Here is a 25,339-nt window from a genome sequence, read left to right on the forward strand (position 1 = left end):
GGGCGGCGGGCGCCGCGGGAGCGGCGGGAGCGGCGGGCGCCGCGGGAGCGGCCGGGGCGGCGGACGGGTTGCCGGCCGGAGCGGCAGGCGCGGGGGCCGCGTGGGCGGCGGGCGCGGGCGGGGCGGGCGGCAGGACCGGCGGCGGGGCGTCGATGTAGCCGGTGTCGGCCACGGCCGGAGCGGGCTCCGGCGCAGCGGCGGGAGCCGGGGCCGCAGGGGCCGGGGCCGGCTCGGGCGCGGTCACCTTGCTGAACGCCAGCGTCGGCGTCGACCCACCGGCGGCCGGGGCGGCCGGCGTACCCGCCGCGGCGTCGGTCAGGGTGTAGTCGGCCTCGGGCGCCTCTGCGGGGGCGGGACCGGCGGACGCGGCGGACGCGGACTGCGCCGGACCGTCAGGAGCAGGACCCACCACCCCCTGGCCGCCGGAGGGCTGCTCCCCCTGCGGCCCGGTGGACCCAACCTCGCGCTCGGTGCTCACGGACGACCTCCATAGCTGACAGGACCAACAACCATAGTTTTTCGCACACTCGATTCGATTGCCGTAAGGACCCTTCTGAAGAACTCATAAGAATCCTTAGCCCGGCCCAACAGCGCCCCCGGCCGCAGCCCCGCGACGCCCCCGCGACCGGCCTCCCGACCGCCTTCGCGACACCGCCCTCGACGTCCCGCGATGCGGACCGCCAGGCGTCTGGCCTTGGCCTACACCCCTGCGCCGGTTAGCCTGTCGCTCCAAACTGACACGCGGGAGCTTGGACCCACCAGGCTGAGAGTGCGCCGGTCGACCGTACGCCACGGACTCCGTGGACGGATCGTCGAGGGGGCGCAGACCGCCGGAACCTGTCCGGGTAATGCCGGCGTAGGGAGTATCGGCCATGCCGCCTGCTTCGCCATCCTCTTCTTCGGGCGCGCCCGCGTCCAAGGGTTTCCCCGAGTCGTCCACGACCGTTCACTCGGACGCGACCGCCCCCGCCCCCGGTTCCAAGGCCGCCACCGCGGTGCTGGACCGGCCGGAGCACGAGGGCCGGGTCGAGGCGCCGCTCGTCCTGGACACCGAGCCGCCGCGCACGCTCCGCTTCCGGGACCACTTCGCGCTCTGGATGAACCTCGGCGTCAGCCTGATCGGCTTCACCACCGCCGCGACCGTGCTGGGCGCGCAGGGCAGCGAGCTGTCGCTGGCCGCCGCCGTCACCGCGATCGTGGCCGGCACCGTGGTCGGCACGGCGATGCTCGGCGTGGCCGCGCTGATCGGCGCGCGCACCGGCGCCCCGGCGATGGCTAACCTGCGCGGGCTGTTCGGTACGAGGCTCTCGTACGTCCCGACCGTGCTGAACATCGTCCAGTGCATCGGCTGGGGCGTGTACGAGCTGCTGGTCATCGCGATGGGCGCGCAGACCGTCGCGCACACCGAGGGCTACCGCTGGGTCTTCGTCGTCCTGGCCGGTGCGGTGACCACCGCGCTGACCATCTGGCCTCTGGGCGCGATCGCGGTGCTGCGCCGCTTCGTCGCCGGGGCGGTGGCGGTGGCGATGGTGTACTTCACCGTCCAGCTGGGCCGCCAGGGCGTGCCGGACCCGGGCTCCGGCAACTGGCACGGCTTCCTGAAGGCCACCGACGCGATGATCGCCGTCTCGATCTCGTTCGTGCCGCTGGCCGCCGACTACACCCGGCACTCGCGCACCCCGCGCGCCGCGTTCTGGGGGAGCTTCTCCGGCTACACCCTCGCCCAGGTCTGGTGCTACGTGCTCGGGCTGTTCGCGCTGCTGCAGTCCGACGGGGACGCCACCAAGATCTTCGACTCGTTCCTGGGCGTCTGGGCGGGCTGGTTCTTCCTGCTGGTCCTGGTGCTGCGCGAGACCGACCAGTCCTTCGCCAACGTGTACTCGACCGCGATGTCGGTCCACAACCTGCTGCCGAAGGTGGACCGCCGGGTGCTGACCGGCGGGACCGGCCTGCTGATCACCGTGCTGGCGCTGCAGATCACCGAGTTCACCGACTCCTACTACGCCTTCCTGGGCCTGATCGGCTCGGTGTTCGTGCCGATGTTCGCGGTGCTGGCGGTGGACTACTTCCTCGGCGCCGGGCGGCGCGGCTGGAACCTCTCCGACGACGCGCCGTCGCGCTGGCTGATGCTGCTGCCGTGGGCGCTCGGCTTCGCGGCGTACCAGCTGATCGCCCCGACCGCGATCGCCGGCTGGTGGACGGACTTCTGGACCTCCGCCCAGACGGCGCTGCACTTCACGCCGCAGGAGTGGACCTCGGCGTCGCTGTTCGGCTTCCTGGTGCCGGCCCTGGCCACCTGGGCGCTCACCCCGCTGACCCGGCGGTCCGCACCGGCCGCGACGCCCGCCGGCTGACCCCCGCCGACTGATCCCCGCCGCCCGACCGGCGGCGGCCCGGGCAAGGGCGACCCGGCCCGGCCCGGGCACGACCCGGACGAGGACGGCGGCCCGGAAGACACCCTGGACGAAGACGGCCCCGCAGGTTGGGGCCGTCTTCGCATGTCCGTCACCTGCGACGCCTATCGTGGACGCGTGACCAGCCCTGACCTCTCCCCGGCGGCGTCGCGCACCGCGCCGCCCGTCCAGGTGATCGCCCACCGCGGTTCCTCGCACGCGCTGCCCGAGCACACGCTCGCGGCCTACCGCCGGGCGCTCGAAGAAGGCGCGGACGCAGTCGAGTGCGACGTCCGGGTGACCGCCGACGGGCAGCTGGTCTGCGTGCACGACCGCCGGATCGGCCGGGTCTCGGACGGCCGCGGCACCGTCTCCGCGATGACGCTGGCGGAGCTGGAGGCGCACGACTTCGGCGCGTGGAAGACGGGCGTGCCGAGCGAGGACCCGGAGCTGCGCGGCGTGCTGCGGCTGGAGAGCCTGCTGGAGCTGGTCGCGGACTGCGGACGGCCGGTGGACCTGGCGATCGAGACCAAGCACCCGGTCCGCTTCCGGGGACGGGTGGAGAGCGAGCTGCTGCGGATGCTCGACCGGTTCAAGATCGGCGGGGCGCAGCAGGACGGCGGTCCCCGCGAGGACGACCGCCCGGCGGCCCGGATCATGAGCTTCTCCTCGCTGGCCCTGACCCGGGTGGCCGCCGCCGCACCGGAGTACCCGCGGGTCTTCCTCTTCGAGCGGATGCTGCCGTTGCAGGGCCGGCTCCGCCCGGGCGCGACGCTGCCGGGCCGGGCCAGGATCGCCGGGCCCGGCATCGACCTGGTGCGGGCCAGGCCCCGGCTGGTGACGCGGCTGCGCGAGCTGGGCCACCAGGTGCACGTCTGGACCGTGGACGAGCCGGCCGACGTGGACCTCTGCCTGGAGCTCGGGGTGTCGGCGATCATCACCAACCGCCCGGCGGAGGTCCTGGCCCAGCTCGGGCGGTGACCGGGCGGCGGGGCACCACCGACGGCGACCACCCGACGGTGAGGGCGCGACGGTGACCACTCGCGGGTGACGGCCGGCGGTGACCACCCGCGGGTGACGGCCGGCGGCGACCACCCGACGGGGCGCGGTTCCGCCTGCGCGATCTATTGATCGCCCTGGTAGGAACCCAAACCTTCCACGATCGTTTTTTGGCCGGAGATTATCCGTTTTCACGACGGAGGGTGAGCGTCGAATCACCTGTCGAGCACCGTGGGTCGCGGTGCGCGAAATGTCCGCGAGGGATCGCCGCGCGGTCGTTTCCGACGCATTACCAAGGGGCATCCATCCCTCGGCATACGCTGAAGGAGGTCCGGGGGTGGCGTTGATGGTGGCGCGTGAAGTGCCGACTTCATCGACCATGGCAGTGCCGCACGGCCCATCGAGTGTCGGGGTCGCACGGCGCCGACTGCGTCGAGATCTGGGTGACCGGGAGATTCCGGAACCGGTCATTGATGATGCTGTTCTGATCCTTTCCGAACTGCTGAGCAATGCCTGTCGCTACGCACGGCCGCTCGGCCCGCTGCCCGCGCTCGGCCGTAGTGCCCGCGCCGAGGTGGTGGACCAGGTACTGGTCGGCGTCCCCTCGGGGGCCGCCGGCGCACCGGGCGCCACGGCCAGGGCCGCCGCCCCGGCTCACGCCCAGGGTCACACCCAGTCACAGGCCCAGGCCGCCCAGCCGGACGACGGAGAGGACGGCGGCGGCGTGCTGGTCCGCTGGCAGATGCACGCGGACGGGGTCCTCACCCTGGAGGTGACCGACGGCGGGGCGCAGACCCGGCCGTCCCCCGCCAGCCCGTCGCTGACCTCGCGCGGCGGCCGCGGGCTGAGCATCGTCGGCCAGCTGGCCAGCGACTGGGGCGTGCGCGACGCGCCCGGCGAGGTGACGGTGTGGGCGGCGCTGCCCGCCCGGGCCCGGCACGCCCGGCGCACCGGCGGTGATGCCCGCAGCGCCTGAGGTCTGCGCGACCCCCGGGGTGTCCCCTCCCCCGCCCGGCGTCCCGGCGCGTGCCCACGTGCCGGGGGAACGTCAGTAGGCTGCCCGGAGCACAACACAACCGTCCCCGGGAGAGCCGCACCATGGGCAAGAAGGCCGCCAAGAAGGCGCCGCAGCGCAGCCAGTCCACCACCGCCGTCACGGGCGAGATCCCCGTCGTCGGGGCCCGCGAAGACTGCCCCTGCGGTTCGGGCCGCCGGTACAAGGCGTGTCACGGCCGCGAGGCCTCGCACGCCGTGCAGGAGCTGGTGCACCGCCCGTTCGAGGGCCTGCCGGGCGAGGCCGACTGGGTGGCGCTGCGTGAGCTGGTGCCGGCCGCGACGGTGCCCCTGACGCTGGCGGCCGGGGTGGCCGAGGCCGCCAACGGTGACGTCCCGTCGGTCACGCTGGCCACCGTGCTGCCGCTGGCCTGGCCGGCCCTGCGCCGCCAGGACGGTTCGATCCTGCTCGGCCTGCAGACCCAGTCCGCCTCCGGCGACCTCAGCCGCGACCTGGCCGACGCGCTGGAGCTGGCGCTGGCCACCGAGCCCGGTACGCCGGTGCCGGCCCGCCGCACCGTCCCGGGCGGCCGCCGCCTGCAGGACCTGCTGGACGCCGAGGCCGCCTTCGTGCCCGCCGTGCACACCGGCTTCGAGTTCTGGCTGGAGGACGCCGAGACCGCCACCGGCGAGGTGGCCGCCTCGCTGGAGCGCGCCAACGCCTCGGCGATCCCGACCGAGAAGCTCGACAGCGTGGACTCCGCGTACTGGTGCGGCACCCCGGACAAGAACCACCTGCGCTGGGTGATGACCGTCCCGGAGGAGCAGCTGCTGGACGCGCTGGCCCGGCTGACCGCCGCCGACCGGTCCTCGATCGGCCCGGACACCCGCCTGGTCGGCTCGTTCCGCGCGCACGGCCTGACCGTCCCGGTCTGGGACCTGCCGCTCGCCATGACGGCGGCCGACTGCGAGAAGCCGGCCGCCGAGTTCGCCGAGCGGCTCGCCGCGACGCTGTCCGACACCACGCCGCTGACCGCCGAGGAGCGGCGCGCCCGGGCGAACCTGGTGAACCGTCAGGTCACCCTGAACTAAAGGCGGCCGGGATCCGGGTGATACGCGTCACATTGGCCGTCAGGACCGCAATTTCCGGGCTGTGAAGGCCTCTTGGAAATTGGCGTGGCCGCGGATCCTTGTTACTGTCTAAAGAGTCCGGTCGCTGGTGCATCCCCCGTCGCCAGCGGCCGGATCTTTTGTTTTTTTCGGATCAAGCCGTTCGGCCGTGCCCGATCAGTCCGCCACACGGGCCCACGGCGAGCCCCGCGGAGCGTCCGCACCAGCCGCACGAAGAGGCCGCACCGGCCCCGCGAGGACCGCGCGAAGCCCGGGCGAAGACCGGCACCAAGCCCGAAACCGAGCCCGGCGCCGAGCCCGTGGATCACCGCGAAGGTCCCGGCGCGGCCGGCACCCCGACCGCGCCGCACCTCGTGCAGCGCCGCTCAGTACGCCGAACGCCCGCTGTCCAGACGGACCGTCGCCTCGACCAACTCGCCCAGCAGCGGCCCGACCTGGGGCAACCAGACCCCGCCGTCGGCCGCCGCGCGGGGCGCCCGCACCCAGCGCACCTGGCCGCCCGCCCCGCCGCCGGGTGGCAGCGGGAGGAATCCGCCCGCCCCGTGGTAGCGCAACGAGCCGGGAACCCAAGGGAGTTGGACGAGCATCTCGCCGAGCACGTCCAGCGAGTAGGGGGCGACCAGGAGCGCGTACCGGCCGGGCAGCGCGAGCACCGGGCCGAGCGGCAGCCGCAGCGCGCCGAGGTAGGCGATCGCGCGGACACCGGCCGCGGCGGGCAGGCTGACCGCCGAGACGGTCCGGCCGGTCGCGGCCAGCACCGGCGCGTCCGGGCTCTGCCGCTCCCACCACCACCGCACCATCCGGGCGTCGGTGGTGGCGGCGAGCAGCGACGGGTCGTGCGGGTGGGCGCCGGGGACGGCGCAGTCCGGGTCGCCGCAGGAACAGGCGCCGCCGACCACGAGCGTGCCGGGCACCACGGGCCAGCGGTGGTCGACGGCGGCCGCCAGGGCCTCGGCCAGCCGGGCGGCACGGGCCGCCGAACGGCTGCTCCTCGGGTTCTCACGCATGGCGCTCGTTCCTTTCCGTGACCGCTCGGTTCGCTCCGGGGCCCGCCGGCCCGCGTCGGGCTGCGCCGCACCGGCCCGGAGAAGGGGGCGGGGGGCGCGACGAGCGGCGTGGCAGCGGTGGAGCACGGTGTGGAGCACGACCTGAAAGGGCCGCGGATTAGAACAGCCCTTGGAACGAGAATCCCGTATGCGACCGGATGGACGCCGCCCGGGCGCGGTTGGTTCCACCGTACGAGTGAGTGACTTCCGGCCGGCCCGGTCCGCGGGCGGCCAACGCATACGATCCGGACGGCCACCGGAGCCGTCCCCACGGTTCTGCCCGTTCTCCGGCCGCTCCATGCCCTCGTCACCCACCGGCGCGCGCATCAACGGCTCGCGCCCCCGAGTGGGCAGCGGCGGGCGGGGAACCGGCCGCCCGCGTCGTCACGGATCTGGACATGCCCCGAATGGCCTGTGTAGAAGTGGTGGCATTGCTGTCGATCAATGACGAGTAGTAGTGAATCGAGGCGAAACGCGCCCTTTGGCCGTCCTCGCTCCAATCGGCCGTACCTGGGGGTTCCGCATGACACGTACCGCGTCAGGAGTGGCGGCATGACCGAGTCCCACCCACCGTCGACCTCCTCCGAGCCCGGCGAGCCCTGCGGCGCCAGCGGGCTCTCGGTGCTCGACCCCCCGGGCTTCCCCGGCCCCGCCGCCGGACCGGCCGTGGAACAGGCCGCCGGACCGGCCGGGGAGCTCACCGGTCCCGGCGACGGGACCGCCGCCGACGAGCCGGCCGACCCCGCCGGGGACCGCACCGCCCCCACCCCCTCGGTGCAGGACCGTTTGGCCGGACGACTGTCCGATTTCACCAGCCTGCACGAGCACACCGGGCTGCTCGCCCGCGCCCGCGGCCTCGCCGCCACCCTGGACACCGTGCTGGCCTCCGGCACCGCCCTGCTCGGCGCCCGCCGCGCCCTGCTGGTCACCGCACTGCCCGGCGGCGGGCCCAGCCAGCCCGTCGGGTACGGCCTGGACCGCGCCAGCCTCGGCTCGCTGGAGACGGTGCCGCCGGAACAGAGCCTGGTCGCCCGGCTGCTGCGCGAGCACGACCGCCCGGCCCAGCTGTCCTCCCGCGACCTCGCCACCGACCCCGCGATCGGCCCCCGGCTGCGCGAGCTCGCCGCCCACCTCGGCCTCGGCGGCTGCTACGGCCTGCCGCTCGCCACCGAGGAGGAGGGCCCGCTGGCCGCCGCCCTCTGGTTCTACGACGAGCCCGCCGGGCCCACCGAGCGCCAGCGCGAGCTGGCCCGCCGGTACTGCGAGGTGGCCGCCCCGCTGCTGGCCAAGCAGCTGGAGGCCGAGAAGGTGCGGCGCACCACCGAGGCGCTCCGCCGCGGCCTGCTGCCCGACCGCCTGCCGCAGCCCGCCGGGCTCCGCCTCGCCGCCCGGCTCGTCCCGGCCGGCCTGGACCACTCCTGCGGCAGCGACTGGTACGACGCCATCCCGCTGCCGGACGGCACCGTCGGCCTGACCGTCGGCAGCGTCTCCGGCGACGGCCCCGGCGCCGGACCGGGCTCGGCACCCGGCGCGGCCGCCGCGATGGGCCGCGTCCGGGCGGCCCTGCGGGCGTACGCGGTGCTGGAGGGCGAGGACCCGGTCTCCGTCCTCGGCGACCTGGAGCTGCTGCTCAAGACCACCGAGCCGACCCGCAGCGCCACCGCCGTCTACGCCTGGGTGGAGCCGGAGGACCGCCGGATCACCCTGGCCGGCGCCGGGCACTGCCCGCCGGTGCTGGTCACCCGGTACGGCGCCGAGTTCGTGGAGACCTCGCTCTCCGCCCCGCTCGGCATGCTCTCCTGCTGGGAGGCGCCGGGGGTCGAGCTGACCGCCGGACGCGGCGACACCCTGCTGCTCTACACCGAGGGCCTGGCCCGCCGCTGCGGCCCGACCCTGCACGCCGGGCAGGCCAACCTGCGCCGGGCCGCGGCCGACGCCCCGCGCGACGTGCGGATCGACCCGGACCGGCTCTGCGCCCACCTGCTGGCCGTCTGCCCCGATCCGGACGCCGCCCCCGCCACCGACGACCTGATGCTGCTGGCGGCCCGCTTCGCGTAGGCCCGGCGCCTCCCGCCGCACCCCGAACAGGTGGGCGGCCGTCCGTCCGTACCATGGACGGACGGCCGCCCACGCGCGTCGCGATCCGACGCGGCCGGGGCGGCACCACGCGCAAGGAGGCGACGTACGTGACCGAGGACCGCACCCCGGCAGTGGCCGAGAACCCCGAGGCCACCGGCGGCGAGGAGCAGCCGAAGCAGTTCAAGGGCCGCAAGAACGGCCTGTACTCGGAGGTCTCCGACGAGCTGGCCGCCTCGATGAAGTCCGGCTGGGCCGACACCGAGCTGCACGACCTCGCCCCGGTCGCCCAGGCCCCGTACGCCGCCGAGCGCCGCGCCCGGCTGTCCGCCGCCTACCCCGGTGAGCGCCTCGTCGTCCCGGCCGGCAACCTGCGGGTGCGTGCCAACGACACCGACTACGACTTCCGCGCCGCCAGCGAGTACGTGCACCTCACCGGGGACCAGACCGAGGACGCGGTGCTGGTCGCCGAGCCCACCGGCGACAGCGGCCACACCTTCGGCCTCTACCTGCTGCCCCGCTCCGACCGGGAGAACGGCGAGTTCTGGCTGGACGGCTACGGCGAGCTCTGGGTCGGCCGCCGCCACAGCCTCACCGAGCAGGAGCAGCTGCTCGGCCTGCCCGCCCGCGACGTCCGCAAGGCCGCCGACGAGCTGGCCGAGCGGGCCAAGGGCGACGCCGTCCCGACCCGCATCGTGCGCGGCTACGACGCCGGCCTGGAGGCCGCGCTGGCCGAGGTGCTGGACGCCGACAAGGACGCCGAGTTCAAGGAGTTCCTGAGCGGCCTGCGGCTGGTCAAGGACGAGTGGGAGATCGGCGAGCTGCGCGCCGCCTGCGCCGCGACCGTCAACGGCTTCACCGACGTGGTCCGCGAGCTGGGCCAGGCCGTCGCCACCTCCGAGCGCTGGATCGAGGGCACCTTCTGGCGTCGCGCCCGGGTCGAGGGCAACGACGTCGGCTACGGCTCCATCTGCGCCGCCGGCCCGCACGCCACCACCCTGCACTGGGTCCGCAACGACGGCGAGGTCCGTCCGGGCGAGCTGCTGCTGCTGGACGCCGGCGTGGAGACGCACACCCTCTACACCGCCGACGTCACCCGCACGCTGCCGATCGACGGCCGGTTCAACGACCTCCAGCGCAAGATCTACGACGCGGTCTACGACGCGCAGGAGGCCGGCATCGCGGCCGTGAAGCCCGGTGCCCGGTTCCGCGACTTCCACGACGCCTCGCAGCGCGTGCTCGCCGAGCGCCTGCTCGCCTGGGGCCTGCTGGACGGCACCGCGTACGACGTCGAGAAGGTCCTGGAGCTGGGCCTCCAGCGCCGCTGGACCCTGCACGGCACCGGCCACATGCTCGGCCTGGACGTCCACGACTGCGCCCACTCCCGCACCGAGGAGCACGTCGACGCGCTGCTGGTGCCCGGCATGGTTCTCACCGTCGAGCCCGGCCTGTACTTCCAGCAGGACGACCTGACGGTGCCCGAGGAGTACCGCGGCATCGGCGTCCGGATCGAGGACGACATCCTGGTCACCGCCGACGGCAACGAGAACCTCTCGGCCGGCCTTCCGCGCCGCTCCGAGGACGTCGAGGCGTGGATGGCCTCGCTCGCCTGAACCCGGTGACGTGACGACGGCGACGGCCCGGCTCCCCCCGTGAGGAGCCGGGCCGTCGCCGTCGTGGACCGGCCGTCGTGGCGAAGGGCGCCGTGACCAGGGCGAAGGCCCTGCTCACGGCACCTCCTCGGGCCGGGCGGACGAGCTACTTGACGACGCGCACCGGAACGCTGCGCTCGCCGATGACCGTCAGCTGGCCGGTGCCGTCGAACGGCAGCGTCGCCCGCGCCGTCACCGGCATGACCCCGGCCCCGTCGGTGGCGGCCAGGGACATCCGGTACTTGACCGTCCTGCTCTGGCCGGGCGCCAGCGGGAACGAGGCGTCCTTGCCCAGCATCGCGTAGTCCATGCCACCACCGGGCGAGAGCGGCAGCGGCTTCCAGACGTCACCGTCCAGCCGCTCCAGCTTGCCCTCGTTGATCTGCACGGCCCCCGCGGGCGTGCCCGCGTACTGCTCGGTGTAGACCAGCGGCTGGACCGAGGCGTAGCTGGTCTGGCCGGTGTTCTTGTACGTCACCGAGAAGGACACCGTCGTGCCGTTGGTGGTCACCTGCTGGCCCGAGGTCAGGCCGTCGACGCTGACCGCGACGTCGTTCTGGTTCGCCTTCAGCTGCGGGGCCGTCCGCCCGCTCAGGTCCATCGTGTTCAGGATCGACACCAGTCCGGACTGGTGCTCGGGCTTGAGCCCGACCGCCGCGAGGAAGACCTGGTCGGACTTGAGCGACCAGAGCTGCGCCGTGAAGCTCTCCTTGGCGTTGCAGGAGACCTGCCACTGGGTCTTGAAGACGGGACGGCCCGCCACGATGTCCCGGGTGCGCAGCGGAGCGGTGGTGTTCTTCAGCTGGTCGGACCCGCCGATCGGGTGCGGGTTGCCCCAGACCGGGCAGTAGGGCTGGGTCGTCCAGCCGTCCGCCAGGTCGCCGCTGTCCACGGTGGGCCAGGTCGCGTGGTCCACCTCCTCGGCCGTGCTGTAGACGCTCAGCTCCGCGCCGTACGGGGAGCAGTCGGTGGCCGTCGCGGCCTGCGGGGCCCCGGGGGCCAGGACGCAGAGCGTGGAGGACCCGGCCGTCCTCAGCGGAGCGACCCGCCAGCCCGCCGGCACCGTGAACTTCACACCGCGGAAGGTGTACGGCGTCGCGGGCGTGTTGGGCTGCGTGGTGGCGCTGGTGGTGGTGGCGCTCGGGGTGCCGCTGGGCGTCGGATCGGCCGCCCCGCCCGGCTCCTCGGTCGTGGTGGCGGTGGCCGAGGCGGTGGCGCTCGGGGTCGCGCTCGGCGTCGTCGTCGGCTCGGCCGTCGGGCTCGGGCTCGCCGTGACCGGGACGGTGGCGGCCGGACCCGGGTCCTCCTGCTTGGCGACGGGGCCGCCGTTGAAGGCGAGCACGCCGACCGCCACCGCGGCGGCCAGGCCGAACAGCGGCACGGCGGCGATGTACGCCGGCCGCAGCCGGCGGACCCGGCTGCTCGGCGGGGCGGACGGGCGGAGGCTGTGCGCGGTGATCTGCGTCGCACGGGCGTTCATCGCCTCGCGGAGCAACCGTTCCATCGGGGTTTCGTCCGGCCCGCCACCGTCGCCGCCGATTTGGCGGGGAAGCTTGTCGGTCATCGAACCTTCTCCAGATGCTTTTCCAAGGCGTCCAATGCCCGGCTGGCGGTGGACTTCACGGCGCCCCGGGACAGCCCCAGGGTCTCGGCTATCTGCGCCTCCGACATGTCCGACCAGTAGCGCAGCACGAGTACCTCGCGCTGGCGGGGGGTCAGCTCCTGCAGGGCGACCAGGACCCGCCGGTGCTCGTCGTTGAGCACGGCGTGGTCCTCGGCCGACGGCGCATCGGCCTCGTGCGGGGGAACGTACTCGCGGGCCGTCTTCCGGCGCCGCAGCATCGACCGGGCACCGTTGACCACCGAGGTCCGCAGGTACCCGAGGGCGTTGTCCAGGTCTTCCAGCTGCTCCCCGTGCCGCTGGTAGAGCTGGGTGAAGGCCTCCTGGACGACGTCCTCGGCCAGGTCCTGGTGGTCGACCAGGAGGACGGCCATCCGGACCAGGCCCAGACGGTGCGCGTGGTACAGATCGGTCAGGGTCGGCCGCTCCTCCTCGGCCGCCCGCTTGCGCCCCCCGCGCAGCAGCCGGAAGCCCGAACGGCGCTGTGCCGCCTCCTGGTCCGCGCTCACGTCGGCCGTCGCGTCGACGGCCTCCTGAGCGCCGAAGAGGAGAGCGACCAGCCCGGCGAAGGAGAAGCCGCGGCTCCGCCCGGGTCCCGCGATCGGCCCGATGGCCATGGACATGTACGTTCTGCTTTCCCCCAGGACGGCTTCCGGTGCGACCCGGCCCGTCAGGAACTGTGATCATGATCGTGATCTGCGGGAATCCTGCCAGTACCGTTCTTCCGGCTCCGGAACGCCCCCCATACCGATGGACGCGCGGCGAGGCCCGGGGTTGCAGTCGTTCCCGGAAAAAGTTCCGGACTGGCCGGAACAGCTACACTCACCGCCATCCCGCCACCCGTCAGCAGGGGGTCTCCCGTGGCCGATCAGCAGCCGTCCGAGCAGCGGACGACGGACCGGCGGACGACGGACCGGCGGACGGCCCAACGGGATACGACCCGACGGGAGACGAACGAAGAGCAGACGACCGAGGAGCAGACGGCAGTCCGGCGGACGGCCGGGCCGGTGGCCGTCGCGATCGGACGGCGCCCGGAGCCGGTGCACGACGTCGCGGTGTACGCCTTCGACGGCATGACGCCGTTCGAACTCGGCGTGGTGGTCGAGGTGTTCGGACTCGCCCGGCCGGAGCTCAGCGGCCTGCTGGCGGCACCCTGGTACGGGCTCAAGGTCTGCGCCGACCGGCCGGGCACGGAGCTGAACGCCGTCGGCGGCTTCTCGCTGACCGCCCGTCACGGCCTCGACGACCTCGCCGCCGCCGACACCGTCGTGATCCCCGGGGTGCCCAACGCGTTCAGCGGCGACGTCTCCCCCGGACTGGTCGCCGCGCTGCGCACGGCACACGAACGCGGCGCCCGGATCGTCTCGATCTGCTCGGGCGCCTTCGCGCTGGCCGCCGCCGGCCTGCTGGACGGCCGTGAGGCCACCACCCACTGGCGGTACGCCGAACTGCTCCAGCAGCGCCACCCGTCGGTGCGCGTCAATCCGGACGTGCTCTACGTGGACGGCGGCTCCGTGCTGACCAGCGCCGGCAGCGCCGCCGGGATCGACCTCTGCCTCCACCTGGTCCGCCGGGACCACGGCGCCAAGGTGGCCAACAGCGTCGCCCGCCGCTTCGTGGTGCCCCCGCACCGGGACGGCGGCCAGGCCCAGTTCATCGAGGCGGCCGTCCGGCCGGTCGAGGAGGAGGACGACGGCATCGCCCGCTCCATGCAGTGGGCGATGGACCACCTCGCCTCGCCGCTGACCATCTCCCTGCTGGCCCGCGCCGCCCAGATGTCCGACCGCTCCTACCTGCGCCACTTCACCGCCCGCAACGGCACCAGCCCGATGCGCTGGGTCGTCACCCAGCGCATCGCGGCCAGCCTGCCGCTGCTCGAATCCCCGGAGGGCACGGTGGAGGAGGTCGCCACCGCCGTCGGCTTCGAGAGCGCCGCGACCTTCCGCCACCACTTCGGCCGCGTGATGCACACCTCCCCCACCGCCTACCGCCGCAGCTTCGGCCGCGGGGTCGCCTGACCCCGGTCCGGGGGCGTCAGGGCGTTCCTAGGCCTGCTCGCCGGTACGGAAGGCCGCGTTGGCGAGCATGGCGTCGTGCAGCCACTGGGCGAGGCCCGGGGCGAGCTGCTCGTAGGTGGCGGTGAACCGCGGGTCGGCGACGTACATCCCGGCGATGCCGCGGTGGATCTCGAAGGTGCAGTCGTAGAAGTTCTCGCAGATGTGCTGGCGGTGGACCTCGGCGAGGTCCATGGCCGGGCCGCCGTCGGCGGGTTCGCCGGCGGTGAAGGCCTCCACCAGGCGGGCGTTGAGCGCGTCCGCCTCGGCCTTGATCCGCTCCCAGTCGGCCTTGGCGTAGCCTCCGGTGCGGCGCTGGGACTGCGCCCAGGCCTCGGTGTCGCCCCAGCGCTGCTCGGCCTCGGTCTCCCACTCCTCCTCGTAGGACTCGCCGAAGACCTCGAACTTCTCCTCCGGGGTCAGCTGGATACCCATCTTCTCTGCCTCCATGGCGTGTTCGACGGCCGCGGCCAGTACCTGGAGGTGGGCGATGCGGTCGGTCAGCAACCGGTGCTGGCGCCGCAGGTGCTCGCTCGGGCTGACCGAGTGGTCGTCCAGGATGGCCGCGATCTCTTCCAGGGGGAACCCGAGTTCGCGGTAGAACAGGATGCGCTGCAACCGGTCGAGGTCGGCGTCCTGGTACCGGCGGTAGCCGGCCGGGGTGCGGCCCCGGGGGGACAGCAGTCCGATCCCGTCGTAGTGGTGCAGGGTCCGGACGGTGACACCGGCGATCTTCGCCACTTCACCGACCGAGTGTCCTCCGGTCATCCGCGGTGCTCCCTTCCTGCTGACCACGAGCCTCCCGCCTCCCGTTGCGTGAGGGTCAAGCCCAGTATCGGCAGATCCGGCCCACCGGCCCCGCGCGCACCGGGAGCCGTCGGCACCGTGCGACCCTCCTAGCGGACCGCCCTGCCCGGGCCACGGGTTGGACGAAGCCGCCTATTGCCGGGCCGGACGGCAGCCAGCAGCATGGGCGCCATGACCACCACCTCTCCGCCCCTGGTACGACGGCTGGCCGCGGAGGCGGTCGGCACGACGGCGCTGGCCGCCGTGGTGGTCGGCTCGGGCATCCAGGCCGCCGCGCTCAGCTCCGACGGCGCCGTCCGGTTCCTGGTCAACGTCGGCGCCTCGGCGTTCGCCCTGGCCGTACTGATCGAACTGCTCGGCCCGCTCTCCGGCGGGCACTTCAACCCGCTGGTGACGGCGGGCGCATGGTGGTCCGGCCGGCGCGAGGGCAGCGGTCCGGTGCCGACGCTGCGCGAACTGGGTGCGTACGCGGCCGCGCAGACGGCCGGCGCGGTGGCCGGGACGGGCCTGGCCAACGTGATGTTCGGGCGGCCGTTCGCCGAGGCGTCCGGGCACGGCCGGGACGGCACCGCACTCTGGCTCGGCGAGGCGGTCGCCACCGGGACGCTGATGCTGGTGGTGGCCGGGCTGGCCGGCAGCGGGCGCGGGCGGCTGGTGCCGGCGGCGGTCGGCCTCTGGGTCGGGGCGGCCTGCTGGGCCACCTCCTCGGGCGGGTTCGCCAACCCGGCGGTCACCCTCGGGCGGGCCCTGACCGACAGTTACACCGGGATAGCGCCCGGCTCCGTGCCGGGCTTCGTACTGGCCCAGCTGGCCGGGGCGGCGGTCGGCGTGGCACTGACGGCGGCGCTGTTCGGCCGGTCCCGGGCGGCACGGACCACCCAGGTGCCGGACGACGCGCGCGACCTCGTCACGGGCTGACGCCGGATCGGTGCCCACGCTGCGCGGCCGGCGTCGTCGCGCACGGGCCGGCGTCGTCGCGCACGGGCCGGCGTCGTCATGCACGGGCCGGCGTCGTCGTGCACGGGCCGGTGTCGTTGCGCACTGGCCGGCGTCGTCGTGCACGGGCCGGCGTCGTCGCGAGCCGGCGTCGTCGCGGGCTGAGGCCCCCGGCTAGGAGGCCGCCCCCACCAGTGCCCGCTCGCGCCCGCCGGTCACCCCGCCGTCGGCCCGGTCGTCGCCCCCGCGGCGCGGACGGCGGGTCCGCCGGGTGGGCCAGAGCAGCACGTACCCGGCCGAGACCACCACGAAGGCGAGCCGGACGAGGCCGCGTGCCGAGTCCGACGGGATCAGCAGCGTGCCCCCGTACAGCGCGGCCAGCGCGATCCAGCTCCACCACGGGACCAGCCGCTTCTGCCCGACCGCGTCCCAGAGCAGGGTGCCGAGCAGGATCGACGCGGTGTAGTAGGTGTAGACGCTGGGGTCCAGGAGGATCCGGGCGTCCGCCCCCAGCAGGACGACGGCCGGCCAGCGGCCGCGCCAGACGGCGATGCTGCCCAGTGCCAGCCCCAGCGCGAACTGGGTGGGCCGGTCCCACCACGGGGTGGCCGGGTCGGTGACCCCGAACCAGCGCAGCGCGGAGGCCGGCTGGTTGGGGATGGTGAACTTGGCGGCGGCCACCGTGTCCAGGTTGCCCAGGTAGAACGGCAGCCAGGCAACGGCCACCAGCCCGGCGAACCAGAGCGCGGTCCGCAGCCAGGCCGGCCGGGGCAGGGCGAGGATCAGCGGGGCGAAGGCCAGCGCCCACGGCTTGGAGTCCACCGCCAGCGCCAGGTACACGGCGACCTGGATCTGCTTGCCGCGGCTCAGCGCGTGCGCGGCGAGGGTGGTGAAGAAGAGCGCCAGCACGTCGTCTAGGTGCGCGAAGCGGACCGAGACCTCGACCCACATCGGGATGAACGCCAGCCCGGCGACCAACAGCCGCTGCTGGAGCCGGCGGTGGTTGGTGCCGGTGCCGAGGTAGTACCAGGCGGCGGTACGGCCGACCAGGACCAGCATCACCAGGCCCAGCCCGGACATCGCCGCCTCGGCCAGCACCTCGCCGGTGTGCGCGGCGAACGGGTCGAAGAGCCTCGCCACGGCCAGGCTGACCGGGCCGATCTGCAGCTCGGGGTGGTGCGCGTAGAGCGAGAGCCCGCCGTCGGGCTGGCCGCTGAAGAGCAGCTCCTCGCCCTGGCGCAGGTAGTGCCAGGAGAAGCCGCCGCTGGGCTCGACCAGCAGGAACCAGAGCACCGTCCAGGCGACCAGCAGGACGTGGTGCCTGCGCAACGGCAGTCCTGCGATCCGCCCCGTGGCGGCCTCGTAGTCGGTCCTGGCCCGTGCCGAACGTGCTCCCCGCACCCCTGTACCTCTCCGCGCTGTTCCGCCCCCCTCCGGCCGGTCATCCTATGGGACCCCGGGGAAGCGGAAGCGCCCCTCGGGTGTCCGGCGGGCGGACACCCGAGGGGCGCTTCAGCGGTTCGCCTGCGCTCAGCCCTGCTGGGCGGACTTGCGGCGGCGCAGCACCAGGAGGGTGCCGGCACCGGCCGCGAGGACGGCGCCGCCGGCGATCGCGATGGCGGTGGTGTCGTCACCGCCACCGGTCTGGGCCAGCGCCTTGTCCGCGTTGTCGGCGGCGGCCTTGGCCTTGGTGACGGCGGCCGGGGTGAGCTTCGGCGCGGTGACGGTCGGGACCGCCACCGGGAAGTCGATCGGCTGCTGCACGTCGCTGCTGCTCGCGGCCGGGGCCGGGGCGGAGGCGGTGGCGGACACGCTCGGCGCGGTGGTGGCCGAGGCGGACGGCGAGGCGGTCGCGGTCGTCGTCGCGGACGGCGAGGCGGTCGCGCTGCTGGTGGCCGAGGCGGACGGCGAGGCGGTCGCGCTGGTCGACGCCGACGGCGAGGCGGTCGCGCTGCTGGTGGCCGAGGCGGACGGCGAGGCGGTCGCGCTGGTCGACGCCGACGGCGAGGTGGACGCGGACGGCGAGTGGGTGGCCGTCGGGCTCGGCTTGCCGGTCGGCTTCGCCGTGGTGGGCTTGCCGGTCGGGCTCGGCTGGCCACCGCCGGCCTTGATGGTGAAGCCCGCGCCGCGGATGCCGTCGCAGCTGAAGCGGGCCTCGCCGGACGGCTCGTGGGTCTTGTCGTCCAGCGGGGCGGAGAACACGACCGGCACCACGCCGGCCTTGCCCAGCGGGGCGTCCTTGGTGAAGGAGGCCCGGACCTTGATGACGAGGTTCTTGCCCTGGTTGACGACCTGGAGGGCGTCGTCGACGACGTTGCCGTCCTGGCCCACGCCACCGAGGACGGTGAGCACCGCGTTGTCGTCGCTGTCCCCGCCGCCGGGCGCGACCGAGCCGGGCAGCCACTGGCCGCCGGGCAGCTGGTACTCGACCTTGAGGTCGCCCGCCTTCAGGCTGCCCTCGCGGTTCTTGAACTTGAGCAGCGGGATGAGGACGAAGTCGTGCTTCGTGGAGTTGTCGATCTTGAAGGTGAACTCGCGGGCGTCGCCACCCGCGACGAAGGTGTCCGGCACCCCGCGCACGGACAGGTCGAGGCTCTGGTGGCCAGCCTTGTCGGCCTGCGGCGCGGCCGTGGCGGACGGGGACCCGGTGGTTCCGACGGCGGCGGCGCCCTGGGCACCGGCGAGCACCATCGAGGACGCGAGCGCGGCGGCGCCGGCGAGGGCAAGACTGCGACGAATGGACATGGGCAAGGAAGACCTCACGAGAGTGTCTCCGGGCGCGGCCCGGGGGCGCGGCAGGGCAGTGCTGTCCGAACAGCAGTCCCCCCGCGAAGCTGAAAGTCCGACGGAGACTACCGAAGGACCCCGCGCTCCCGGAAGGCGGGTACCACGCTTCGTACACGCCGCCGCCGACGCCCTGTCCGATTGGCCCAACTCCGTCGCCCCGTGCGGCTTTTGTGCCCGACTGTCGGGTGCCGCAGCGTGACCGGTACACGCCCGGAGGGGCCTCCCCCGGTACGGGTCAGCCGGCGAAGAACGACTCGGCCGCGGCCAGGACCGGTTCGTCCTTCAGCACGTCCCCCGGGCGGGTGCCGTTGCCTAGCAGCGCACCGCCCCAGCGCATGCCCATGTAGTCCGCGCAGAGCCGCAGGGTACCGATCAGCGGGTCCGCCTTGTCGGGCTCGGTGGCCAGCGCCGTGACGGCCCAGACGGTACCGCCGGCCATCCGGGCCCGGAAGTCCGCGCCGGGCACCCGCAACCAGGCCGACCAGTGGTCGAGGTAGAGCTTGGCGCTGGTCGGCAGCGAGTACCAGTACAGCGGCGCGACGAAGACCACGTCGGTCGCGGCCAGCGTGGCGTCCAGCAGGGTCCGCTCGTGCCCGACCGGCTCGCCGAAGCCCCCGTCGTCGGCGTGACGGCGGTCCTCGAACAACGGCAGCGGGTGCTCGCTCAGCCGCAGCCAGCGCTGCTCGGCACCGGCCGGCAGGCTCGCCCCGGCGGCGATCCTGGCGAGCTGTTCGGAGTTTCCGCCCGGCCGCGAGCTGGCGTTCAGGAAGAGGAAACTGCGCGGCGCTTCGGTACCGGCGTGCTGCTCGGACATGGGGCCCCCGTGGCTGTGACGACTCGAAAAGAGCTTCGAGTCTACGAGCCGGCGCTACGCCCCGGACGGCGGCACCTGCCGGTCCGTGTACAGGTGCAGCAGCTCGCCGAGCGTCGGGTCGCGGCGCAGACCCCGGTCGGCCAGACCGAGCCGGGCCGCGACGCGGCGGGAGCCGGCGTTGTGGGTGTGGATCCAGGCCGCCACCGGCACCTCGGGCGAGTGCCGGCGGGCGGCGCCGGCAGCGGCCCGGGACAGCTCGGTGGCGTAGCCGCGGCCCCAGTGCGCCGGGTCCAGCCGGTAGTAGAGGTTCCAGAAGCCGGAGGCGGGCTGGAAGGCGACGCCACCGACGCCGACCACCGTGCCGTCGGCCGGGAGCCGGGCCGTCCAGTAGCCCAGGCCGAACGACTCCCAGGACTTGACGGCCCGTCCGATCCAGGCCCGGGTGGTCTCCTCGTCCCGGTGCCGCCCCTCGGGGACGTGACTCCACGTCCGGGGGTCGGTGTTGATCCGGAACAGCTCGGCGAGGTCGTCGGCGCAGACCGCGCGCAGCTCCAGCCGGTCGGTGCGGACCAGCCACGGCTCGCCGGAGCGGTGTTCGTTCGTCAGCGTCACGGCGCGATCGTAGGCAGCCGCAACGGTGCCGGGCACCGGGTTTTCGCCGCCGGGAGACGGGGTTCCGAGGCCGGGACACGGGGGTCGGTGCCGCCCGCGGGGTTCCGACGCCGGGACGCGGGGGTCGGTGCCGCCCGCGGGAGTCGGTGCCTGCCCGCGGGGTTCCGACGCCGGGACGCGGGGTGGTCCGCCGGTTCGCGTCGCGCTTACGCCGGGAGCCCGGCCCGGCGGCGGGCGACGGCCGCGACGGCGGCCCAGTCCTTCTCCCCGTCCCCGTGCGCGAGCGCGTCCAGGAAGGCGTCCCGCAGGATGCTGCCGAACGGCAGCGGCACGTGGGCGTCGGCGCCCGCGGTCAGCGCGAGGTTGACGTCCTTGAGGCCGAGCGGCAGCCGGAATCCGGCCGGTTCGTAGCGGCGCTCGGCGACCATCGCGCCGTAGCCGGAGTAGACCGGCCCGGGGAAGAGCGTGCCGCTGAGCATCTCGATCAGGTCGACCGGCCGGACGCCGTTGGCCTCGGCCAGACTGCACGCCTCGGCCATCGACTCGATCGCGCAGGCCAGCAGGAAGTTGGTGCTGATCTTGGCGGTGTTGGCCTGCGGCGGGCGCTCCCCGAAGTGCCACGTCCGCCGGCCCATCGCGGCGAGCAGCGGCTCGGCGGCGGCGAGCGCCGCCGGGCTGCCCGCAGCCAGGATGTTGAGCTCTCCGGCCGCCGCCACCGGGGGCCGGCCGAGGACGGGAGCGGCGACGTAACCGAGGCCGTGCTCGGTGTGCAGGGCCTCGGCGCGCTCGGCGAGCGCCACCGAGATCGTGGCCATGTTGACGTGGACGGAGGCGGCGGCCCCGGCCAGCAGGGCCGGGTCGAGCAGCAGCCGCTCGACCGCCTCGTCGTTGGCGAGCATCGAGACCACCGCCTCGGCCGCGAACGCGCCGGCCGGACCGTCGGCGGCCTCCGCCCCCTGGGCCACCAGCGCGGCCACCGGTTCGGGCGAGCGGTTCCAGACCCGGACCCGGTGACCGGCCCGCAGCAGACTGGCGGCCATGCCCTGCCCCATCGCACCGAGTCCCACGAACCCGACCGTCATCCCGCCCACCGCACACTCCCACCCTCGCCCGGCAACGTGTCGCCGGACGCCCGGCCCGCCCGACTGTACGTCAGAACGCTCCCGCCGCAGGGTTCAAGCGCGCCCACGCCCACACTCCCGCCCCCGGATGACCGCCCGCCCGGACGCTCCCCGCTGAGGCGCTCCCCGCTCGGGGCTCCCTGCTCAGGCGACCGCCCGCTCGGGCACGACCGAGATCCGGGGCAGGCCCGCCTCCAGCTCGGCGATCACCCGGTGGCGCAGCAGCTCGTACTGGGCCTGGAGCCGGCCCGGGCGCTGCGGACGGGCGACCGGCCGCCCCGGACCGACCAGCTCGTCCGGGCCGAACTGCTCGCGGGTGAGGTCGATCTCGACGCCGGTGGCGAACCGGTTCCACCAGTGCAGGTCCGTCCGGACCCCGCCGACGTGCACCTCGCCCATCATCAGCTCGCCGCCCAACAGGTCGTGCAGCACCATCGCCGTCACCCCGCACTGGCCGCGGGCGGGATTGTCGGGACGCCAGTGGGCCAGGTCCTCGGGCGCACAGGTGTCGACACCCCAGGAGGAGCGGATCGCACGTTCGATGTCGTTGAGGGTCCACGCCGTCATACCGGGAAGCCTGCCACGCGCCACCGACAGCGGCACCCGGCTTTTCAGTCGGCCACCCCCTGTTCTGCGCCGACTTTCTCGATCTTCACTCGTACGAGCAGCTCGCCCGGAACCCCGTTGCGGGCGCCGTACTGCTCGGCGAGGTCCTCGCCCATGTAGCGGGCGGCGATCCGGGTGGCCCAGGTGCGCACCTCGGCCAGGTCGTCACTGAGGTTCGCCGTGCCCTGCACCAGGACGTAGGAGAACGGCGGGCGCTCGTCGTCCACGCAGAGCATCACCCGGCCGTCGCGGGCGAGGGTGCGGCCCTTGACGGTGTTCGCCCCGGTGTTGAAGACGATCTCGTCGCCGTCCAGCAGGAACCAGACCGGCGCGACGTGCGGGCGGCCGTCGGCCCTGGTGGTGGCGATCTTGGCGGTACGGGTGCCGGCGGCGAGGAAGGCGCGCCACTCGGCCTCGGTCATGTGTGCCATGCCGATCATCCTGGCCGCTCCGGCACGGCACCGCACCAGGTACCGGGCGGATTCCCGGCACGGGAGCCTGGGGGGCGGGGCGCCCGTGCCGGGGCGGGCGCGCCGGCCGGTTGCCCGACGGCCCGGCTACTTGGCGGGTCCGGCTACTTGGCGAGCTCGGCAACGCCCGCCTGGGCGAACTGCTCGTCGAGGTCGCCACTGGGCGCGCCCGCGACGCCGATCGCCGCGATCGGCGCGCCCTTGGCCTGGACGGGGGCGCCACCGGCCAGGAACAGCGTGCCCGGGATGTCCTTGAGGTTCGGCGCCTGGGCGAGGCGCTTGGCCAGCTCGGAGGTCGGCGCGTTCCAGGAGACGGCCGTGAACGCCTTGCGCTCGGCGGACTCCGGCGACTGCGGGCCGGCCCCGTCGCCCTTGAGCAGCACCCGGGTGATCCCGTCCCGGTCGACCACGGCGACCGAGACGTGCTGGCCGGCCTTGTTGGCCGCGTCCAGGGTGGCCTGGGCGGCCTTGGTGGCGGCCTCGATGGTCAGACCGGTGGTCTGGGTGAGGTTCTTGTTCTGGGTGTCGGCCTTCACCGCTGCGGCGACGGCCGGGGCCTCGGTGGTCTCGGCGCTGGCGGAGACGGCGCCCACGGTGGCGGCCGCGAGCGCGGCGGCGGCGACGGTACCGGTCAGCACGCGGGTGCGCACGGAGGTCTTCTTCATGGTCAGGCTCCTCGTCGGTTCGGTCGGGGCCACGGCCGGAACCAGGGGGACCGGGTCGGGCTCGGCGGCTTCGGTACCGATCCTCCGGGCGCGGACCCCTCCCCCACATCGACGGTCCGGCGGCCGCTCGCGCGCATGATGGTTGACGGGCCCGTCAACCGATCGGCTGATGCGCGCCCCGGCCGGACGGGTCACCATCGAGGGATCGACGCAGGTCAGCGCTGGTCAGCGCCGATCAGCCCGGCAGGCCCGGCAGGCCCAGTGAGCCGGTGAGCCGAACCGGTCGGCCCCGGGCAGCGCGGCAACCACCGCACCCGACGCGGAGTGAGGAGCGAGCACGTGGACCAGCCCGAGCCCGGCACCACCACCGCGCCCGGCACCACCACCGCGCGCGGCACCGCCGGGGACCCGGACGCGGGCCGGCTGGCCGTCCTGCTCGACTCCGCCTTCCTGCTGCTGCTCGCCACCTCGCTCGGCCGCTACCTCGGCCACCACCCCGGCAACCCGCGCATCCCCTGGGTGGTCGGCCTCAGCCTCGCCCTGGCGGTCTCCCAGCCGGTCGGCTCCTGGCTGGCCCACCGCCGCCCGCCCGCCCCGGGGCAGCACCGCAGGCTCTGGCCGCTGGCCCTGGTGGTCGCGCTCTGGGTGGTGCTGGTGCTGCTGGCGCCGAGCTTCGCGTGGTGCGCCGTCCCGCTGGTCTACACGGCCCTGCGGACGCTGCCCGCGCGGGCGGCGATCCCGATGGTGGCGGCGCTCACGCTCCTGGTGGTGGTCGGCGAGGTCCGGCTGGGCGGCGTGGACGCCAACCTGATCCTGCTGCCGCCCGCCGTGGCGGCACTGGCCACCGGCGTCTTCCTCTTCATGGAGCGGCAGGCCGAGCGGCAGCGCGCGCTGATCCGCGACCTGCGCCGCACCCGGCGCGAACTCGCCGCCACGGAGCGGCGGGAGGGCACCCTGGCCGAGCGCGAACGGCTGGCCATGGAGATCCACGACACCCTGGCCCAGGGCCTCTCCAGCCAGCAGATGCTGCTCCAGGCCGCCGACCGCACCTGGGACGCCGACCCGGCGACCGCCCGGACCCACGTGCGGACCGCCGCCGAGGTGGCGGCCCGCAACCTGGCCGAGGCCCGCCGTTTCGTCCACGACCTCGCACCGGCCGAACTCGCCGACGGCCGCACGCTGGACCAGGCGCTGCGTTCGCTCGCCGAGCGGGAGTCCGCCGAGAGCGGCCTGCCGGTCCGCTTCCACCTGGACGGCACCGCGGTGCCGCTGCCCGCCGCCGCCCAGTCCGCGCTGCTGCGGATCGCCCAGGGCGCGCTGGCCAACGTCCGGGAGCACGCGGGCGCTTCGGCCGCCGCGCTGACGCTCTCCTTCCTCGGCGACCAGGCCGTCCTGGACATCGCCGACAACGGCCGGGGGTTCCGGACCGACGGGACGGTTGGCAGCGGGCAGCCCGCCGTTGGCGCCCGGTCCGATGCCGGACGCGGCCACGGACTGCCCGCGATGCGGGCCCGCTTGCGCCAGCTCGGTGGCACCCTGACCGTCGAGAGCACACCCGGCGAGGGCACCGTCGTCTCCGCCGCGATCCCGCTGGAGCCACGATGAGCGAGCGAACCGCCGACGGGCGGACGGTCGACGGACGGACGATCGACGGACGGACGATCGACGGACGAACCCCGGCCGGACAGACCTCCGACGGACAGACCCCCGCCAACCGAATCCCCGCCGAACGAACGATCAAGAGGTGCGCATGAGCGCCGTCCCCTCGACACAGCCGGTCCGCCTACTGGTCTGTGACGACCACGCCGTCGTCCGGGCCGGCCTGCTGGCGCTGCTGGCCAGCGCCGGGGACATCGAGGTGGTCGGCGAGGCGAGCAACGGGGAGGAGGCGGTCGCCCTGGCCGCCCGGCTCGCGCCCCAGGTGGTGCTGATGGACCTCCAGCTCGGCGAGGGCATCGACGGTGTGGAGGCCACGCGCCGGATCACCGCCGCTCCCGGCGCTCCTCACGTCCTGGTCCTCACCACCTACGACACCGACGCCGACATCACCCGGGCGATCGGCGCGGGCGCCACCGGCTACCTGCTGAAGGCCGAGCGGCCGGAGGAACTGTTCGCCGCGGTGCACGCGGCGGCGCGCGGCCGCACCGTTCTCTCTCCGCCGGTCGCCTCCCGGGTGATGGCCCAGATGCGGGCGCCGGTCCCGCAGCTCACCGAGCGGGAGCAGGAGATCCTGGCCCAGTTGGCGCAGGGCCTGGGCAACCGGGAGATCGCCCGCGCGCTGTTCATCAGCGAGGCGACGGTGAAGACCCATCTGGGCCGGATCTACGACAAGTTGGGCGTCGACACCCGCTCCGGCGCGGTGGCCGTGGCCAAGGAGCGCAGACTGCTGCGCTGAGTGTCCGCGCGATCCCGCTCCGCAGCGAAGATGTGGATGTTTCGTGGATCCGATCATTGACAAACCAACCACTCGGTTTGTTAGCGTGGAGATCAACGACGCCTCCGGCCACCAGGGGAGCTCGCCGAGGCCTGTGCGGACCGCCCTCGTCCGAGGGCACT

General features: G+C 74.3%; 22 protein-coding genes, 1 pseudogene and 1 riboswitch. Of the genes and pseudogenes, 10 read left to right on the forward strand and 13 right to left on the reverse strand.

Annotation, left to right across the window (positions count from 1 at the left end; all coding sequences use genetic code 11):
• Positions 1 to 478 (reverse strand): annotated as a pseudogene (locus tag J5Y04_RS43310) (2-oxoglutarate dehydrogenase, E2 component, dihydrolipoamide succinyltransferase); the annotation flags it as partial.
• A gap of 253 nt (positions 479 to 731) precedes the next feature.
• Positions 732 to 880, forward strand: a riboswitch (TPP riboswitch).
• Here J5Y04_RS43310 and J5Y04_RS30250 point away from each other — a divergent pair.
• The 4 genes from J5Y04_RS30250 to J5Y04_RS30265 all read left to right on the forward strand — a co-directional run bounded on the left by J5Y04_RS30250 (position 873) and on the right by J5Y04_RS30265 (position 5,477).
• Positions 873 to 2,354, forward strand: coding sequence for a cytosine permease (locus tag J5Y04_RS30250; protein WP_209415589.1), 1,482 nt, complete (start codon positions 873 to 875; stop codon positions 2,352 to 2,354). It overlaps the preceding riboswitch by 8 nt.
• 177 nt (positions 2,355 to 2,531) lie before the next feature.
• A complete protein-coding gene (locus J5Y04_RS30255; RefSeq protein ID WP_307853377.1) occupies positions 2,532 to 3,374 on the forward strand; it encodes a glycerophosphodiester phosphodiesterase family protein in 843 nt (280 codons plus the stop codon).
• A 364-nt stretch (positions 3,375 to 3,738) separates the two neighbouring features.
• Positions 3,739 to 4,368, forward strand: coding sequence for an ATP-binding protein (locus tag J5Y04_RS44035; protein WP_209415687.1), 630 nt, complete (start codon positions 3,739 to 3,741; stop codon positions 4,366 to 4,368).
• 122 nt (positions 4,369 to 4,490) lie between these two features.
• On the forward strand, positions 4,491 to 5,477 hold the full coding sequence (locus tag J5Y04_RS30265; protein WP_209415591.1) for a DUF5926 family protein: 987 nt from the start codon (positions 4,491 to 4,493) through the stop codon (positions 5,475 to 5,477).
• Between the two features lie 404 nt (positions 5,478 to 5,881).
• Here J5Y04_RS30265 and J5Y04_RS30270 read toward each other — a convergent pair whose 3' ends face one another.
• A complete protein-coding gene (locus J5Y04_RS30270; RefSeq protein WP_209415592.1) occupies positions 5,882 to 6,523 on the reverse strand; it encodes a bifunctional DNA primase/polymerase in 642 nt (213 codons plus the stop codon).
• 591 nt (positions 6,524 to 7,114) lie between these two features.
• On the opposite strand from J5Y04_RS30270, the gene J5Y04_RS30275 reads away from it, so the two are divergent.
• The gene (locus tag J5Y04_RS30275) at positions 7,115 to 8,620 is read left to right on the forward strand and encodes a PP2C family protein-serine/threonine phosphatase (RefSeq protein WP_209415593.1); all 1,506 of its coding nucleotides are present in this window, start codon (positions 7,115 to 7,117) and stop codon (positions 8,618 to 8,620) included.
• A 128-nt stretch (positions 8,621 to 8,748) separates the two neighbouring features.
• Entirely contained in the window at positions 8,749 to 10,251 is a 1,503-nt protein-coding gene (locus J5Y04_RS30280) for an aminopeptidase P family protein (protein ID WP_307853379.1), read from the forward strand.
• A 145-nt stretch (positions 10,252 to 10,396) separates the two neighbouring features.
• Here the strand turns inward: J5Y04_RS30280 and J5Y04_RS30285 are convergent, their stop codons facing one another.
• Together J5Y04_RS30285 and J5Y04_RS30290 are read right to left on the reverse strand one after the other, a co-directional pair.
• Positions 10,397 to 11,854: a hypothetical protein gene (locus J5Y04_RS30285; protein ID WP_209415595.1), complete on the reverse strand. Its 1,458-nt coding sequence runs from the start codon at positions 11,852 to 11,854 to the stop codon at positions 10,397 to 10,399.
• On the reverse strand, positions 11,851 to 12,528 hold the full coding sequence (locus tag J5Y04_RS30290; RefSeq protein ID WP_209415688.1) for a SigE family RNA polymerase sigma factor: 678 nt from the start codon (positions 12,526 to 12,528) through the stop codon (positions 11,851 to 11,853). Before J5Y04_RS30290 ends, J5Y04_RS30285 begins: the two co-directional genes overlap by 4 nt.
• A 243-nt stretch (positions 12,529 to 12,771) precedes the next feature.
• Here J5Y04_RS30290 and J5Y04_RS30295 point away from each other — a divergent pair, with 243 nt between their 5' ends.
• Positions 12,772 to 13,929, forward strand: coding sequence for a helix-turn-helix domain-containing protein (locus J5Y04_RS30295; protein WP_307853380.1), 1,158 nt, complete (start codon positions 12,772 to 12,774; stop codon positions 13,927 to 13,929).
• Positions 13,930 to 13,956: 27 nt separating this feature from the next.
• Here the strand turns inward: J5Y04_RS30295 and J5Y04_RS30300 are convergent, their stop codons facing one another.
• Positions 13,957 to 14,733, reverse strand: a complete 777-nt coding sequence (locus tag J5Y04_RS30300) for a MerR family transcriptional regulator (RefSeq protein ID WP_209415596.1) — start codon at positions 14,731 to 14,733, stop codon at positions 13,957 to 13,959.
• A gap of 210 nt (positions 14,734 to 14,943) precedes the next feature.
• Between J5Y04_RS30300 and J5Y04_RS30305 the strand changes: the two genes are divergently transcribed.
• Complete coding sequence (locus tag J5Y04_RS30305; RefSeq protein ID WP_209415597.1) at positions 14,944 to 15,690, forward strand: aquaporin; 747 nt, start codon at positions 14,944 to 14,946, stop codon at positions 15,688 to 15,690.
• A gap of 192 nt (positions 15,691 to 15,882) precedes the next feature.
• Here the strand turns inward: J5Y04_RS30305 and J5Y04_RS30310 are convergent, their stop codons facing one another.
• From J5Y04_RS30310 to J5Y04_RS30345, 8 genes are all read right to left on the reverse strand, one after another.
• On the reverse strand, positions 15,883 to 17,109 hold the full coding sequence (locus tag J5Y04_RS30310) for a hypothetical protein (RefSeq protein ID WP_374106143.1): 1,227 nt from the start codon (positions 17,107 to 17,109) through the stop codon (positions 15,883 to 15,885).
• 129 nt (positions 17,110 to 17,238) lie between these two features.
• Complete coding sequence (locus tag J5Y04_RS30315) at positions 17,239 to 18,453, reverse strand: LPXTG cell wall anchor domain-containing protein (protein WP_209415598.1); 1,215 nt, start codon at positions 18,451 to 18,453, stop codon at positions 17,239 to 17,241.
• A 277-nt stretch (positions 18,454 to 18,730) separates the two neighbouring features.
• Complete coding sequence (locus J5Y04_RS30320; protein WP_209415599.1) at positions 18,731 to 19,309, reverse strand: flavodoxin family protein; 579 nt, start codon at positions 19,307 to 19,309, stop codon at positions 18,731 to 18,733.
• 54 nt (positions 19,310 to 19,363) lie between these two features.
• Entirely contained in the window at positions 19,364 to 19,921 is a 558-nt protein-coding gene (locus J5Y04_RS30325; RefSeq protein WP_209415600.1) for a GNAT family N-acetyltransferase, read from the reverse strand.
• Between the two features lie 206 nt (positions 19,922 to 20,127).
• Positions 20,128 to 21,003 (reverse strand): NAD(P)-dependent oxidoreductase, encoded by an 876-nt coding sequence (locus J5Y04_RS30330; RefSeq protein ID WP_209415601.1) that lies wholly within the window; start codon positions 21,001 to 21,003, stop codon positions 20,128 to 20,130.
• Positions 21,004 to 21,186: 183 nt separating this feature from the next.
• Complete coding sequence (locus J5Y04_RS30335; RefSeq protein WP_209415602.1) at positions 21,187 to 21,609, reverse strand: hypothetical protein; 423 nt, start codon at positions 21,607 to 21,609, stop codon at positions 21,187 to 21,189.
• Positions 21,610 to 21,653: 44 nt separating this feature from the next.
• A complete protein-coding gene (locus J5Y04_RS30340; RefSeq protein WP_209415690.1) occupies positions 21,654 to 22,070 on the reverse strand; it encodes a PPOX class F420-dependent oxidoreductase in 417 nt (138 codons plus the stop codon).
• Positions 22,071 to 22,222: 152 nt separating this feature from the next.
• Complete coding sequence (locus J5Y04_RS30345) at positions 22,223 to 22,783, reverse strand: heme-binding protein (protein WP_209415603.1); 561 nt, start codon at positions 22,781 to 22,783, stop codon at positions 22,223 to 22,225.
• A 339-nt stretch (positions 22,784 to 23,122) separates the two neighbouring features.
• Between J5Y04_RS30345 and J5Y04_RS30350 the strand changes: the two genes are divergently transcribed.
• Positions 23,123 to 24,388 carry a sensor histidine kinase gene (locus tag J5Y04_RS30350; protein WP_374106144.1) on the forward strand — a complete coding sequence of 422 codons (1,266 nt, stop codon included), beginning with the start codon at positions 23,123 to 23,125 and terminating at the stop codon, positions 24,386 to 24,388.
• Between the two features lie 145 nt (positions 24,389 to 24,533).
• Complete coding sequence (locus tag J5Y04_RS30355; RefSeq protein ID WP_209415605.1) at positions 24,534 to 25,178, forward strand: response regulator transcription factor; 645 nt, start codon at positions 24,534 to 24,536, stop codon at positions 25,176 to 25,178.
• The last annotated feature ends 161 nt before the right edge of the window (positions 25,179 to 25,339 follow it).

Origin of the sequence: Kitasatospora sp. RG8 (assembly GCF_017813315.1) — a bacterium.
Lineage (GTDB): Bacteria > Actinomycetota > Actinomycetes > Streptomycetales > Streptomycetaceae > Kitasatospora.

Coding starts and splice junctions, on each gene's coding strand:
- J5Y04_RS30250 (WP_209415589.1), top strand. CDS start 873: ATGCCGCCTGCTTCGCCATCCTCTTCTTCGGGCGCGCCCGCGTCCAAG.
- J5Y04_RS44035 (WP_209415687.1), top strand. CDS start 3,739: ATGGTGGCGCGTGAAGTGCCGACTTCATCGACCATGGCAGTGCCGCAC.
- J5Y04_RS30265 (WP_209415591.1), top strand. CDS start 4,491: ATGGGCAAGAAGGCCGCCAAGAAGGCGCCGCAGCGCAGCCAGTCCACC.
- J5Y04_RS30270 (WP_209415592.1), bottom strand. CDS start 6,523: ATGCGTGAGAACCCGAGGAGCAGCCGTTCGGCGGCCCGTGCCGCCCGG.
- J5Y04_RS30275 (WP_209415593.1), top strand. CDS start 7,115: ATGACCGAGTCCCACCCACCGTCGACCTCCTCCGAGCCCGGCGAGCCC.
- J5Y04_RS30285 (WP_209415595.1), bottom strand. CDS start 11,854: ATGACCGACAAGCTTCCCCGCCAAATCGGCGGCGACGGTGGCGGGCCG.
- J5Y04_RS30290 (WP_209415688.1), bottom strand. CDS start 12,528: ATGGCCATCGGGCCGATCGCGGGACCCGGGCGGAGCCGCGGCTTCTCC.
- J5Y04_RS30300 (WP_209415596.1), bottom strand. CDS start 14,733: ATGACCGGAGGACACTCGGTCGGTGAAGTGGCGAAGATCGCCGGTGTC.
- J5Y04_RS30305 (WP_209415597.1), top strand. CDS start 14,944: ATGACCACCACCTCTCCGCCCCTGGTACGACGGCTGGCCGCGGAGGCG.
- J5Y04_RS30315 (WP_209415598.1), bottom strand. CDS start 18,453: ATGTCCATTCGTCGCAGTCTTGCCCTCGCCGGCGCCGCCGCGCTCGCG.
- J5Y04_RS30320 (WP_209415599.1), bottom strand. CDS start 19,309: ATGTCCGAGCAGCACGCCGGTACCGAAGCGCCGCGCAGTTTCCTCTTC.
- J5Y04_RS30330 (WP_209415601.1), bottom strand. CDS start 21,003: ATGACGGTCGGGTTCGTGGGACTCGGTGCGATGGGGCAGGGCATGGCC.
- J5Y04_RS30335 (WP_209415602.1), bottom strand. CDS start 21,609: ATGACGGCGTGGACCCTCAACGACATCGAACGTGCGATCCGCTCCTCC.
- J5Y04_RS30340 (WP_209415690.1), bottom strand. CDS start 22,070: ATGACCGAGGCCGAGTGGCGCGCCTTCCTCGCCGCCGGCACCCGTACC.
- J5Y04_RS30345 (WP_209415603.1), bottom strand. CDS start 22,783: ATGAAGAAGACCTCCGTGCGCACCCGCGTGCTGACCGGTACCGTCGCC.
- J5Y04_RS30355 (WP_209415605.1), top strand. CDS start 24,534: ATGAGCGCCGTCCCCTCGACACAGCCGGTCCGCCTACTGGTCTGTGAC.